Raw genomic sequence first — 13,988 nt, 5'->3', positions numbered from 1 at the left:
CTATAACGATTAGGAGACAACTATGCGTAACTTCATTGGTTCTGCTGCCGCTACCCTTATTATCAGCTTGACGTTCAGCTCACCGGCACCTGCCGACGAGGCCTATCCCGCCAAGCCTATTCAGCTGGTTATTCCATTTGCTCCTGGGGATACCGACACGATGCTGCGCCCTATCACGAACCAGATGGGGCAGTATCTGGGCCACACGATAGTGATGAACTACAAGCCCGGAGCCGGCGGCGGCGTGGGCGCGGGCTTCACGGCATCGTCTCCGGCTGACGGCTACACCATTGTGGGCAGTTCACCTGGCGCAACGGTGATCGTCCCCCTGGCCAACAAAGAGGTTAAATATTCTTTGTCCTCCTTCGAGCCCGTGGCCGGCATCTCGCTCGGCGGAATGATGATAGTCGTCCCGGCCAAGTCGAAATACAAAACGCTGGCCGACGTTGTTGCGGCGGCCAAGGAAAAGCCGGCCTCTATTTCTTACGGTACTTCCGGCGCCCTGGGCATCAGCCACCTTCTGGGCGAGAGCTTCGCGGATGCGGCAAAGATCGAATTGCTGCATATCCCTTTTCAGGGCAGCGCGCCTGCGATTACGGCATTGCTGGGGGGCCATACTGAGATGGCTGTATCGGCGGTAGGCCCCGCCCAGGCCCACATCGAGTCAGGCTCCCTCCGTGCGCTGGCCATCTTCAGCGACAAGCGCCTCTCGGTCTATCCGGACGTTCCGACTTTGCGCGAGCAGGGTTTCGACGTTGGCAGCCCGACCATCTATGGCCTGATGGCGCCGAAAGGCACGCCACCCCAAGTGATCGAAACGATCTACCAAGCCGCCGCGAAGGCGGTGGCGGAACATGGCGCGGAGATCACCGCGGCCATGACTACACTGGGAGCCGAAGTCAGCGTAATGAGCCCCAAGGACTACGGCGACTACCTAAGCAAACAAAACCAGCTATTCACCAAGGCTATCGGTTCCATCAAGGGCAAGCAATAGGCGATAGCCGCAGGGTTGTCGCGCTGCTCAGCATTGCAACCCTCTGCGGCGGCCATTTTCAGACAGTGGTCAGTTCGCTGAAGACTGCTAATTCCCGAATGCTCTTGAGAGTCTCCAGGCTGTTCAGCCGAGTGTACAGCTGGTCGGCATCCAATTCCGCACTTGCGCAACAATCCAGGAATTTGGCTTTAAGCTCATGGTCTTGCAGAGGTAGCAACGCATTTCCCCGCGCAAATCGGATGTCGCCCGATTCGAGCCGTCTGCCATCTTTCAAGGTAATAGTGACCTGATCGCTCAGGGCAAAGACGGGTTCGATGGGGCAACTGGATTCGCTGGTGTGGATGCGCACTTTACCCATGAGTTCACGTACATCGGATCGGCGCACATAATTGTCTGTCAGTTCTGTCAGCCCCACTTTCTGCGAGATCAGGGCGGCCGCCACGGAAAACTCCAGGCTGAACTTCGCTTCCAGTCCGGTTGCCGGAGAATGATTTCGCAACATCGACGCCTGGCTGACTCCGATGGTGGCGTCCACCGTTTCCACGTCGGCCGGCCGGATGCCGTGCTTCTCTACGAGGTCCAGGACTCCGTCAACCACGCGGTGGGTCGAGTAACACATGGGATACTTCTTTATGGAGAGACCGGATTCGAGAATGCGCAGCCGTTCTCCGAGCTCAACAGCGTCGGACAAATCGGCAGCCCCTTTGGGTGAAAGCGCTGCAAGATAACCGGCGTGACGCTCAATCGCGTCCGGTGCGGCAGTGAGGCCGGCGCTGGCCAGCCTTACGGCATCAACGGCGCTGGACGCCGCCCTGCCTGCATGTAGGGGCTTGGTCATCGTGCCGAAGTTGGCCACCAGGCCGCAGGCCATGCTCGCGGCAAGGGAAATGGCATGGCGGCAATGTTCGGGAGATAGCCTGTTAAGCCAGGCCACAGCGCCGGCGGCCCCGACTGTGCCCAGCACCGCGGTGGGATGCCAGCCTTTCAGGTGGTAGGGGTCGGGCTCGCGCCGAGAAAGTTCAGCCCAGATCTCGTAACCCACGAGGTAAGCGCGCATGACATCCGCGCCGCAGGCGTCCAGACGCTCGGCCTCCGCCAAAATGGCGGGTACAAGCACCGTGCTGGGATGGCCGCCCAGCGCCACGTCATCATAGTCGAGCGCGTGGGCGGCGGTACCATTGATGAGTGCCGCATCGTTGCTGGCGACTTGCTCGCCAATGAAAAGCACCTGCGCTTCGCTGGCGCTGGACTGCCGCTGACGTACGAATTCGCGCAAGATTTGGACAACTTCTGTATCGCGCCCCGCAATCATGGTGGCAATCGTGTCAGTGAAGCCGGTCTTGATGACTGCGCTTGCCGAGCCGGGAAGCGTGGCGAAGCCAGGGTTGGAAGCAAAGCGGGAGAGACTGTCTGTCAAGCCGGCCATGGTGAGCTCCTTTGAACAAAACTGAGGTGACGCCGCCCGGTGCGGGGCGACAGTGTTAATGCCTTGCTACTTCCTAATAGGACCTTGGCATACCGAGGATATGTTCTCCGATGTAGGCCAGGATGAGATTCGTTGAGATAGGGGCGATTTGCATCAGCCGGGTTTCCCGCCACTTTCTTTCAACGTCGTATTCACGCGCGTAACCAAAGCCTCCATGGGTTTGCAGGCAGGCCTCGGCCGCATGCCAGGACGCTTCAGAGGCTAGCATCTTCCCCATGTTGGCCGCTGCTCCGCACGGCAGCCCGGCGGCGAACAGGGCGGCGGCCTTGCGCAACATCAGGTCGGCGGCCTCGATCTCGGCATGCGCGCGCGCGATGGGAAACTGTATGCCCTGATTCTGTCCGATGGGACGGTCGAAGACAACTCGCTGGCAGGCATAGTTGGAGGCGGTCTTGATGAACCAGCGGCCATCGCCTAGTGCCTCTGATGAAACCAGGATGCGTTCTGCGTTCATGCCATCCAGGATGTATCGAAAGCCTTTCCCTTCTTCTCCGATGAGGTTCTCAACAGGCACGCGCGCGCCGTCGAAGAAGACCTCGGTCGTGTTGTGGTTGATCATTGCGGCCAAGGGCTTGATTTCCAATCCATTGCCGCGCGTCTCGCGCAGGTCGACCAGGAATACCGACAGGCCCTCTGTTTTCTTGGTGACATCCTCCAAGGGCGTTGTCCTTGCAAGAACCAGCATGAGATCAGAGTGTAGCGCGCGCGACGTCCAAACCTTCTGACCATAAAGCCGATAGCAGTCGCCCTCGCGCACTGCGCGAGTCTTGAGCTTGGTGGTGTCCGTGCCGCTAGTGGGCTCTGTCACGCCGAACGCCTGCAGGCGAAGCGCTCCGCTTGCGATACTCGGCAAGTATTTCTGTTTCTGCTCTTCGCTGCCATGGCGTAGCAAGGTGCCCATGATGTACATCTGCGCATGGCACGCGCCCGCGTTGCAGCCGGAAGCGTGAATTTCTTCGAGGATCACGGCCGCCGCACGTAGCGGCAGGCCAGCTCCACCATACTCTTCTGGAATCAGCGCAGCCAAATAGCCGGCATTGGTGAGCGCCTGGACGAATTCGGTGGGGTAAGCTTCCTCGGCTTCTAGCTGACGCCAATAGGCGCCGGGGTAGTCGGCGCAAATTCGCCTCACGCTTTCGCGAATCTCAAGAAAGTCCTCGCCCAGGGGGACATGGACGTCTTCATACCGGGTTGCGGTGCTCATGAATGCAAGCCTCTCGTCGTGTGATGGGACAGGGTGGAAATCGGCGACCTCTATCGTGTTCCATGGCAGCGCATCGTTGTGGCGTATCCGACGCGCGCCCGAATACCAGCAGGCGCAGCCGGCTACTGGGCGACAAGTTGCCGTTCGGAGTCGGCTTGGCGTTGTGCGGCGCTGCGATAGTTCCGGGGCAGGCCTGCTCGCGCGAGCGCGCCCTGCATGGGAATGTCCGGCAAGGTTTCACTAACGATTTGTCGCACTGCGAGCAGTTTTTCGAGATCGACACCGGTGCGCAGGCCCATGGAATCCAACATGAAGCACAGATCGTCCATAACGATATTTCCTGTGGCGCCCGGCGCAAAAGGACAGCCGCCGATGCCGGCCAGCGACGCATCAAAGCTGCGCACGCCGCAATCGAGGGCGGCGCTTACATTGGCGAGCCCGAGCCCGCGCGTGTCATGGAAGTGGGCTGCGACCGGAAGGTTTCCTACTGCGGCCAGCACCGCCTTGAAGACTTGTCGTACCTGGTTTGGATCGGCATATCCGACGGTGTCGGGTACGACGATCTCGTCCGCCCCCGCTTCGGCGAGCGCCACGGCATACTTGACGACATCATCGACCGGCACCCGGCCCTCATAGGAACAACCCAGCGCAGTAGCCAGGCCGCCCACAATGACAGGGCGGCTTTCCGCCGGTTGTGAGCGGGCGAGAGCGACTATGCGTTTGAAATCGGCCAAAGACTCTTCCCGTTCGCGGCGCACATTCTTCAAATTATGTGTTCGGCTGACCGACATCACGAAGTTCAGCTTGTGTACGCCCAGCTCTATACCGCGTTCCGCGCCGCGCAGATTAGGGATGAGCGCGGCCACGGTGAGGCCGGGAACTTGCAAGGCTTTGACGGTGACTTCTTCCGCATCGGCGAACTGGGGGATGAGTGTCCGCGGCACATAAGAGGTGACCTCGATCTCGGCCACCCCGGCAGCGGCCTCCTGACGGATCCACTCGAGTTTGCGTTCCGTGGGCATGAAGGTGGGATGGATTTGAAGGCCGTCCCTTAGTCCGACTTCGCGAACGAATACGTCTATGTTTTGCATGGTGTCTCCTCGGCTTTTTAGGTTGCGGCGAGGGTTTACCGCCCTTTGAACACGGGCGCGCGCTTCTCGTTGAATGCGCGCACGCCTTCGTAGCGGTCTTCCGTTTCAACGAGATGGTTGTACGCCTCCACCTCGAAACGGTAGGCCGTCTTGATTTCCATCTGCATGCCGTAGCGCACTGACTTCTTCACTTGACGGATCGAGAGCGGCGCGTTCCGGGCAATGGCGCGGGCGGTATCGAACGCGCGGGGCATCAGGTCTGAAGCAGCGCAGACTTCGTTCAGCACACCCCACTCGAGCGCCTGCTTGGCGCTTATGGGCCTGGCGGTCATCAGCATCTCCTTGGCGCGCCGTTCGCCAATGGCGCGTGGCAGGTTCTGTGTTCCTCCTGCCCCGGGCATAATGCCAAGCGAAACTTCAGTGAGCGCAAAGCGCGCTGTATCGACGGCGTAGGCAAAGTCGCAGGACAACGCCATCTCGAAGCCCCCTGCGTAGGCATGGCCGTTGATGGCGCCGATAACAGGCAGAGGAAGGTCGGCAAGCGTCCAGTACTGGCGCTCGAAAAGCTCATGCTGGCGCTGCCATTGTTCGCGCGTCATGCCATTGCGTTCCTTGAGGTCTCCCCCGGCGCAGAAGATCCGATCGCCGGCGCCCGTGAGGATGATGCAGCGGATGTCGCCGGAATCCTCGGTGAGGCGGGTCCATAGATCGAGCAGATCCCGGCCCATTTGTGTGTTGATGGCGTTGGCGACCTGAGGGCGATTGAGCGTGACCACGAGTATGTGCGGCTCGGTGGTGTCGTCGGTCTCCAGCGTTTCGTATGGGGGCAGGCTCATGTTTCGGTACGCTCCATGTTTTTGAATAGGCATTCGGTATGTTCGCCCAAGGCAGGGGGCGCGCCCACAGGCGTGGGCCGCCGGCGGTCGAAACTCAGCGGAAGCCCGAGAAACTTCATGTCGGTGCCGGGGATGCGCTGAAGCAGGTCGAGTGCGGCAGTTTGTGGATGGGCCAGCATCTGGGCGATGTTTTGCACCGGGGAGCAAGGAATGCCGGCCTCGTCCATGCGCGCAACCCAATGCTCGACGGTGCCGGCCATGAAGATTTCGTCGAGCATCCGGTAAAGCGCTGCCTGGTTCGCAACCCGGGATGGATTGTCGATGTAGCGGGGGTCCGACGCCCATTCCGGCCTTCCCAGTTCATTCACAAGCCTTTGGAACAAACCGTCGCTTCCCGCAGCGACCACGATTTCACCGCCATCCTGAGTGGCATAGGCCTTGTACGGGACGATGCTGCTTGCGCCCGACCCTTGCTTAGTCGGCACTTCTCCCGAAATGAGGTACTGGGAAGCCAACAGTGAAACCCAGCATGCCGCTGTTTCGAAAAGAGACACATCCACCGTGCGGCCTCGGCCGGTGAGCTGCCGTTCGTGTAGCGCCGATAGAATGCCGATGACCGCCCACATGCCAGTGCCCATGTCGATGATGGACGGGCCTACACGCACGGAAGCGTTGCCCGGATGCCCGGTGGTACTCATGATGCCGCCGAACGCCTGCATCAGGGGATCGTAGCCAGGCTTGTCGGCAAGGGGGCCGGCGTGCCCAAAAGATCCCATATTGCAGTAGATGAGGCGAGGGTTCAGGCTTGCGAGGCTGTCAGCATCCAGTCCAAGCTTGCTGACTTGCCCGGGGCGAAGATTCTGCAGGACGACATCAGCGTTCTCCGCGATGAACTGTTTGAGCCCCGCACGCTCTTGAGGCGAGCGCAAGTCGCATACGACCGATTCTTTATTGCGGTTCAGCGCCTGGAAAATGCTGGAAGCCCCGTCCACGAAGGGCGGTCCCCATTTCCGGGCGTCGTCTCCGCCTGGCTTCTCGATCTTGATGACGCGGGCACCCAGTTCGCCAAGAATCTGTCCGGCAAAAGGAGCGGCAACGCTATGTCCGAGCTCGACCACCACGAGGCCGGTGAACGGCCTTGCGCTTGGCGTTTCCTTGTTTGCTTGTTCTGGCATGTTGAACGGGCCCGCTATAGCTGCGTTTTAAATGTGCGTACATTAATTGTACGTACACATGGTAGAGGGCATGACGCGGGATGTCAATAACCCGCCGGCGGCCACGGGCGAACCTGGAGAGGCGGGACCGCGGTCAGGCGTCTTTTCTCTTCCCGCCGCGCGTCCAGGAAGTGCGGAGCTCGAATCTCCCGGCCGGGTATAAATTGGACGACACGGCGAGCAGGCGATCGCTTTTGTCCAGATAGGAGCGCTTCAAGTGCAGGGCAGGTCCGCGTGGCTTTAGCCCGAGCAGTCGCGCGGCCGGTGCCGAAAGCAGGGAAGCGGCGATCTCCTGCCGTACGGTGTGGATGGTCTGGCCATACACTTCTTCGAGCATGCTGTAGATGCTGGGATGATTACCCCGCAGTCTCTCGCGAATGCCAGAGAACTCTGGCCGGAGGTAGATCCGGGTGTAGGAAATGGGTATGTCTTTTCCCCTGGCGTAGCGGCGGGCCGTCAGCTCGACCCATTCAGACCCTTCCTCGCATTCGAGCGCGTCGGCGAGGGCGGCGTCGGCGACGATATTGCTGCTTTTGTGCACTTCCACCCGCGTAGTGTGTGTGTACTCGAAAAGCTCCGGCAAGGAGCCGAGGGCCGCCACGTAGACGGGTTTTTCTTTACGAGAGCACACGATGGTGCCAATGCCGGGATGTCTGGAGATCAATCCGTCGTCGGCCAATTTGCGTGACGCTTCGCGCACGGTATGACGGCTTACGCCGTAAATGGAGGTCAGCTCATTTTCGGCGGGCAGAAGGCTGCCCACCGGGTACTTGCCCTGCATGATGTCGTTGAGCAGGCATTTCCGCAGCCATAAATAACGTGGCTGCGAGGGAGGCGCTGTCTTTTTGTTTGTGCTCATTTCGTCGTTCCTGTCTTCCGCTTGATGTATTCAAAGAGATGGTAGTGGCCTGCTTTTCGCGCTTATTGTCGTGTACTCGGTGGCGTGCCGCAACTGCCATGATGCCCTGACTTTTTCTGGCATCCCGCCAATGTCCAAGAAAATTCGCGGACGGTTTCCTTTACAAGAAAATCAAATGTAGGTACATTTAAAAAAAAGCCTGGCCAGCAACATGCCAAGGCACGAATTAATCAAGTCAATTCCAGGAGACAAAGATGAAAATTCGTATGGCGCTGGCCTGCATCGGATATGCAGCCGCATTCACCTCCGTGCTGGCTACAGGCCCGGCATTCGCCCAAGAAAAATTCCGCATCTCGCTCGACACCAATCCAAGTCATGTACGCAACCAGGGTGTAGAGATCTTTGTCGAAGAACTGAAGAAACGGGTGGGCGACAAACTTGCGATCGAGGTTTACCCCAGTGGCCAAGTGTATCGCGACCGGGATGTCCCCAAGGCGCTGCGGCAGAACGCGATCGAGATGGGAGTGCCGGGAACCTGGCAACTCGACGGACTGGTGCCTACCGTCGCGCTCCAGACATTGCCGATGTTTTATGGCGTCGATGCAGATGTCGTGCACACCGTCGTCGACGGCAAACTGGGCGATTTCCTCAACAAGCGTCTGGAAGATCGCCTCAAGGTAAAGGTCCTGGGGAAGTGGTCCGATTTGGGCATGCAGCACTTCTACAGCACCACCAAGGAAATCGCCTCTTACGACGATTTGAAGGGCATGAAAATCCGCTTCTCCGGAGGCACCGCCAACGCCGAGCGGCTCAAATTCCAGCATGTGGTTCCAACCTTGATTCCCTATCCAGATCTTCCTATGGCCATGAGCCAGGGTGTAGTCCAGGGTGTAGCCACTACGCACGAAAGCGCGGCCACTGCAAAGTTGTATGACTCCGGCTTGAAGTATAGCTTCGAGGACAACCAGTTCATGGGCCAGTATGTGCCCATGATCCGCCTGTCGTTCTGGGAAGAACAACCCAAGGAAGTCCAGGACGCCATTCTGCAGTCCTGGGAGATCTCGGTGACGAAGCAACGCGAAATGGCCGCTGCAGCGCAGCAGAAAGCGCGACAGGTTCTGATCGATCACGGCGTGAAGATGGCGCAGCCATCCCCCGAGAGCATCACTGAGATGCGCAAAGCGCTCATGAGCATTCAGTCTCGAGTGGTCAAGGAAATGAAGATAGACCAAGAGACGGTGGACGTCGCGAAAGAGGAGTTGCGCAACGCGAAGGTGGAATTCTAATGTCCAGGAATCACTTGGCGGCCATCCCGCGGCACAAGCTAAACGCTACAGCCATGTCTTCCCAGGCGGGGCCCGACGAAGAGCAGCCTGACCGCCGAGCCGAAGCGCCCTCCGATCGGGGGGATTCCCCCGAGGGCGCTTCGCTTTACGGTGGGCTGGCCGAGAAGGCGGCCGCAGAGCTCGACAAGACCAGTTCCGCATCTCGATTCAAGGTCGAGCAAACCATTGTCGGCCTGCTCGGTCTTGCTACGTTGTCGGTCTGCCTCTATAACATTGTGGTGCGTTTCGTTGCGCCAAGCCTCACGCTCGAGTGGAGCGACGAAGTCCAGGTCTACATCACTGTCTGGGCTATTTTCCTTGTACTGGGCGTCGTCACGGCCGCAGATCGCCATGTCAAGGCCGACCTTTTCGTGGGCATGTTCAGCGGCACCGTTCAAAAGCGGCTGCATATCTTCAGTGATGTGCTTGGCCTGGCGTTTTCTTTGCTGCTTGTCTATTACGGCGCGCTCATCACCTGGCAATCGTACGCTTTTGACGATTTGTCCATCAGTTCGCTGCGTTTCCCGCTATGGATATATATGGCCGCGCTGCCTGTCGGCTTCTCTCTGGCAGCCGTTCATTACGTTTTCCGCATCGTCGGTCACTTTCGCTTGAGGGGCTAACATGAGCGCTCTGTTTCTTGGCTCTTTCCTGGTCCTGCTGGTCTTGGGCGTCCCGATTTACCTGGCGCTCGGGGTGACCGGCGCGGCGCTGTTCAGCGCCGACGGCAGCATGATGTCTTATGCGCAGAAGCTGACTGACGAGCTGAACTCGACGACGCTGCTGGCCGTTCCGTACTTCGTGATTGCCGCCACCTTCATGGAGCGCGGCGGCGTGGCACGGGCGCTTATCGATGCGGCGGCAAGCTGGATAGGACGGGTGCATGGCGGGCTCGGCCTGGTTTCGGTGCTGTCTTGCGCAGTTTTTGCGGCGATGTGCGGGTCCTCGGTGGCAACCGCTATTGCCATGGGCACGATTCTCATACCCGCCATGCACCGAGGGGGCTACAGCCGCTCATTTTCAGCGGGGGTCGTGGGCGCGTCCGGTACGCTCGGGATTTTGATTCCGCCATCACTTGCCTTTGTGGTGTTCGGCGTTCTTTCAGATACGTCCATTCCCCGGCTCTTTCTCGCGGGTGTCATCCCCGGTCTGCTTCAGGTGGCTTTCCTGGGCGCCTACATCGTCTGGTTCAGCCGTCGCAAGGGATATAAGGGAACACAGGGCGTTTCGATGCGCGAGAAGGTCCATCAGACAGTGCTCGCTCTTCCGGCTCTGTCGATTCCCGTCATCGTGCTGGGCGGGCTGTACGGAGGGGTCGTCACCCTGACCGAATCAGCGGCGCTCTCAGCCATTGTCGCGGCGCTGCTTTCGCTATTTGTCTACCGCGGCATCACGGTTTCCCAGGTGCTTCCCTTACTGGCGGAAGGAATCCGCAACGCGGCTTCCATCCTCATCATTGTTGCCGTGGCACTGGCATTCGGACACTGGATCACTGAAAGCGGGATTGCCGCCTGGCTGGTCGCCCTGGTTGAGGAATCGAATATCTCCGGCTGGCAGTTTCTGATCGCCATCAATGTGCTGCTGTTGTTTCTCGGCATGTTTCTCGAGGTGTACTCGGTGATGCTGATCTGCTTGCCGCTGATACTGCCTATGCTCGGTCCGCTGGACATCGATCCTATTCACTTCGCCGTCATCATAGTGGTCAATATGGAAATTGCGCTCCTTACGCCGCCGGTGGGACTGAACCTTTTCGTGATCGCGAATATTTCCAAGACGCCACTGCTCGAGGTTACGCGGGGCACAGCTCCTTTTGTGGTTGTGATGCTCGTGTTGCTCGCCGTCATCACTTATGTACCGTCGGTTTCGCTTTGGCTGCCCCAGGTATGGATGCCCATTAGCGGGGGCGGCTGAAATGAGTTCGATGAATAGTGGCCGGTTCCTATCGCCGGCTATACCTTGGTCACAGGCGCTGCGTACGCTGGCCAGTCGCTTTGGCGGCGCCGCCGCCTTCAACGATGGAGCGAACGTGCTCGGATACGGCGAGCTCAGTGTACGGGCACATGCGCTTGCCCACCTCCTATACGAGCGCGGCATTGGCCACGGAACCGAGGTGGCCACTCTGCTGCCCAACGGCCTGGCCGCGGCCTGGGTGTCTTACGGTTTGAAGTTGGCGGGGCTGGCCGAAACGCCCATGAATTTCGGCTATACCGGTCAGGAGATCGCATGGAGCGCGCGGGTTGCCCGATTCCGCCTGGTGATCACCAATCGCCAGCGGGAAAGTGATGTGCGTGAGCAGAACCTGGATGCGCTACGGGTAGAGGACGTCGCGCCTGCTGATCCCGGCAGGAATTTCGATCCCGTTCCAGCGGACGTGCCAGGCCGGATTCTGTTTACCTCCGGTACGACAGGCTTTCCCAAGGCCGCCGTCTACACCCATGGCCGCCGGTGGGTCGGTGAACAGCTGCTTAAAGCAACCTTGCCATTTGTGCCAAAACGGGGCGAGCGCATTCTGTTGATGACGCCTTTCACTCATGGCGCATCATTGCTGGCGTTTGCCTGGTGCGACTATGGGGGCGAAGTGCTTTTGCTAAATGGCGTGTACGCGGAGCCGATCCGAAATTGGCTGGGCTCCGGCAGTGTATCGGCCATTTTTGCGCCGCCGACCATGTTGGCAAAACTGGCGACCGTGCTCGAGCGCCGCCGGTACCAGGGCGTGCGCTGCGTCTTTACCGGCACACAGCCGCTTACTGCCTCCGTGTACGAGACGGCGGCGGCGATGTTCGGGCCTGTTGTACGAGTCACCTTTGGCAAGACCGAGTGCATCAATCCCATTACCGTGCTCGACGGCCACGAGTCGGCAGAACTGTACTCGCGACTGTTGTCCGGACTCGGCACCTGCGTCGGTTGGCCGGCGCCCGGCGTCGAGGTTCATATAGACGGCAGAGCGGGCGAGCAGGATGATGCAGGCGCCGCCGAGGGCGAGGTCTGGCTGAGAGCCCAGCAGATGTCCAACGGTATGCTTTCCGTAGAGGGATTCACGCCCCATGAACCGCAGGGCTGGCACCGGACGGGCGATCAGGGATACATCGACGCCCAAGGCCGATTGTGGCTGACCGGACGCTTGGCCGACGTCATCAAGACAGGCGGATATCGGGTCAACCCCGACGAAATCGAATGGGTGCTGGCAGAGGGCAGCGCAGCCGGTGGCATAGTCGTCACTTCGATTCCATCGGATTACTGGGGAGAAGTCATTGTTGCGGTCGCTGAAAACCCCGATCCCGGTTGGGAAGATGCCGCGCGCGCATGTGCCCGGAAGCTGTCTCGCCACAAGCAGCCGCGCATCTATGCCATCCTGCGGGATTTTCCGCGCAATGCGCAAGGCAAGGTCAATCGTCGCAAGCTGCGCGAGCTCGTTCTCGCGACCGGTACATATAAAGACGGCCCATATCCAGAGTTGGTGCCGGACCATGAGGTCACTTCAGGTCAGTAGGATGCAGGCAAGGATTTCGCCAGTGCCTTGCGGTCTATCTTGCCGACCGAGTTTTCCGGCAAGGCGTCCACGAAGAAGACGTCTTCCAGATGGTGGATGCGCGACAGGCGCTCGCGCACCAGCGCCTGGATGGCCGCCTTGTCGCATCGCGCGGAATCGGCGGGAACGACAAAAGCGACGGGGACTTCGCCAAGGTCGGGATCGGGGCGGCCTAGGACGCAACAACTGCGCACTTCGGGGCTGGCGCTGATGGCCTGCTCGATGATGGCCGGGGAGATATTTTCGCCGCCACGGATGATGACATCCTTGATCCGGCCTGTGATGTAAAAGTACCCCGCCTCGTCCATGCGTCCGAGATCGCCGGTGCGCAACACCATGTCGGGTGGTTCGAGCACGCCGTCTCCCTGTGTTCCCAGGTAGCCGAGCATCAGGTTCTCGCCTTCGATGCATATTTCGCCATCGATGCCCGGTTCGCGTATGGTGCTGCCATCGCTGGCGCACAGGTAGATGTTCTGGAAGGGCAGGGCCTTGCCGATGGAGCCGATCTTGCGCTGGCCAGGCGGGTTCATGGTGGACGTGCACGTCGCTTCGGACAGGCCGTAGGACACGATCAGCGGCCGCTGCAGCAGCGCTTCGATCTTGACGTGCAGTTCCTGGGTGATGGGCGCCGAACCGCAGCGCGCAAAGCGCAAGGCGGCGAGGCTTTCCGGCGTGAACGACAGTTCGAGCATGCGGGAGTACATCGTGGGCACCCCGGTGATGATGGTGGGGCGATGAAAATCCATCAGCCGCGGCATATCCGTGGCGCGGAAACGGTCTGCCAGCACCACGTGCGCGCCCACCAGCAAAGGGCTGAATAGCTGGTTGTTCAAGCCGTTGGTGTGGTATAGCGGCATGACGTGCAGCAGCTTGTCGAACTGATTCAATTCCGTCAGGGGAATGACGCCCCTGGCGTTATTGAGCAGCCCCCTATGGCTGAGCAGGACGCCCTTGGGCCGGCCGGTGCTTCCGGAAGTGAATAGCAACAGACCCGGATCCTCAGGCTGGATTTCTTCAGACCAGTATGCTTGCGCGGCAGGCAGCGTATCGGCACGCAATACCCGCAAGCCACTCGCAGGCGCTACAACGGCTTCGTTGGCCGCATCGACCAATACGGTGCCGGCGCCGACGGCCTGCAGGCGGTCATGGATCTCCGCGGGTGCCAGCCGGGGTTCGAGCGGGCAGGGGCAGGCGCCTGCCGCCATGAGGCCGAGCAAGGCAAGCACGTTGTCGATGGACCGCTCCATCGACAGCGCCACCAGTTGCCGCGGCTTTACGCCCGCGTGGCGCAGCCGCCCGGCCATACCGCTGACACGCTCGTACAGGGCGCCGTAAGAAAGGGTCGTTTCGCCCTTCGCGTCGGTCAAGGCGGGGCGCGGCGCCCATGCTTCCGAGCGCCAAAGCGATGGGTAGGCGCCCGGCAAACTGGTCTCCTCTTTACGCACGCGTC

The 13,988-nt window shown here is 60.1% G+C and carries 12 protein-coding genes; 5 read left to right on the top strand and 7 right to left on the bottom strand.

Annotated elements, in window-relative coordinates; genetic code table 11:
• Positions 1-22: 22 nt before the first annotated feature.
• Positions 23-994, top strand: coding sequence for a Bug family tripartite tricarboxylate transporter substrate binding protein (locus BUB23_RS04175; RefSeq protein ID WP_073101844.1), 972 nt, complete (start codon positions 23-25; stop codon positions 992-994).
• A gap of 58 nt (positions 995-1,052) precedes the next feature.
• On the opposite strand, the gene BUB23_RS04170 is transcribed toward BUB23_RS04175, so the two are convergent.
• From BUB23_RS04170 to BUB23_RS04145, 6 genes are all read right to left on the bottom strand, one after another.
• Complete coding sequence (locus BUB23_RS04170; RefSeq protein WP_073101843.1) at positions 1,053-2,420, bottom strand: MmgE/PrpD family protein; 1,368 nt, start codon at positions 2,418-2,420, stop codon at positions 1,053-1,055.
• A 73-nt stretch (positions 2,421-2,493) separates the two neighbouring features.
• The gene (locus tag BUB23_RS04165; protein WP_073101842.1) at positions 2,494-3,684 is read right to left on the bottom strand and encodes an acyl-CoA dehydrogenase family protein; all 1,191 of its coding nucleotides are present in this window, start codon (positions 3,682-3,684) and stop codon (positions 2,494-2,496) included.
• A gap of 122 nt (positions 3,685-3,806) precedes the next feature.
• Positions 3,807-4,775, bottom strand: coding sequence for a hydroxymethylglutaryl-CoA lyase (locus BUB23_RS04160; RefSeq protein ID WP_073101841.1), 969 nt, complete (start codon positions 4,773-4,775; stop codon positions 3,807-3,809).
• A gap of 35 nt (positions 4,776-4,810) precedes the next feature.
• Positions 4,811-5,611 (bottom strand): enoyl-CoA hydratase-related protein, encoded by an 801-nt coding sequence (locus BUB23_RS04155; protein ID WP_073101840.1) that lies wholly within the window; start codon positions 5,609-5,611, stop codon positions 4,811-4,813.
• Positions 5,608-6,786, bottom strand: a complete 1,179-nt coding sequence (locus tag BUB23_RS04150; RefSeq protein WP_073101839.1) for a CaiB/BaiF CoA transferase family protein — start codon at positions 6,784-6,786, stop codon at positions 5,608-5,610. Before BUB23_RS04150 ends, BUB23_RS04155 begins: the two co-directional genes overlap by 4 nt.
• Before the next feature lie 133 nt (positions 6,787-6,919).
• Positions 6,920-7,684 carry a GntR family transcriptional regulator gene (locus BUB23_RS04145; protein ID WP_073101838.1) on the bottom strand — a complete coding sequence of 255 codons (765 nt, stop codon included), beginning with the start codon at positions 7,682-7,684 and terminating at the stop codon, positions 6,920-6,922.
• A 254-nt stretch (positions 7,685-7,938) separates the two neighbouring features.
• On the opposite strand from BUB23_RS04145, the gene dctP reads away from it, so the two are divergent.
• From dctP to BUB23_RS04125, 4 genes are read left to right on the top strand one after another with little or no spacing between them, the layout of a single operon-like run.
• Positions 7,939-8,970: a TRAP transporter substrate-binding protein DctP gene (dctP, locus tag BUB23_RS04140; RefSeq protein ID WP_084135714.1), complete on the top strand. Its 1,032-nt coding sequence runs from the start codon at positions 7,939-7,941 to the stop codon at positions 8,968-8,970.
• 14 nt (positions 8,971-8,984) lie between these two features.
• On the top strand, positions 8,985-9,632 hold the full coding sequence (locus BUB23_RS04135) for a TRAP transporter small permease (RefSeq protein ID WP_178372263.1): 648 nt from the start codon (positions 8,985-8,987) through the stop codon (positions 9,630-9,632).
• A 1-nt stretch (position 9,633) separates the two neighbouring features.
• The gene (locus tag BUB23_RS04130; protein WP_073101835.1) at positions 9,634-10,920 is read left to right on the top strand and encodes a TRAP transporter large permease; all 1,287 of its coding nucleotides are present in this window, start codon (positions 9,634-9,636) and stop codon (positions 10,918-10,920) included.
• 1 nt (position 10,921) lies between these two features.
• Entirely contained in the window at positions 10,922-12,499 is a 1,578-nt protein-coding gene (locus BUB23_RS04125) for a class I adenylate-forming enzyme family protein (RefSeq protein ID WP_073101834.1), read from the top strand.
• Here BUB23_RS04125 and BUB23_RS04120 read toward each other — a convergent pair.
• Positions 12,493-13,983 carry a class I adenylate-forming enzyme family protein gene (locus BUB23_RS04120; RefSeq protein ID WP_073101833.1) on the bottom strand — a complete coding sequence of 497 codons (1,491 nt, stop codon included), beginning with the start codon at positions 13,981-13,983 and terminating at the stop codon, positions 12,493-12,495. The two genes, BUB23_RS04125 and BUB23_RS04120, sit on opposite strands and share 7 nt — an antisense overlap.
• Positions 13,984-13,988: the final 5 nt, after the last annotated feature.

Origin of the sequence: Pollutimonas bauzanensis (assembly GCF_900129885.1) — a bacterium.
In the GTDB taxonomy this organism is placed as follows: domain Bacteria; phylum Pseudomonadota; class Gammaproteobacteria; order Burkholderiales; family Burkholderiaceae_B; genus Pollutimonas; species Pollutimonas bauzanensis.
Note: the sequence above shows the minus strand (reverse complement) of the source record. Positions and strands in the feature narration are given on the sequence as shown.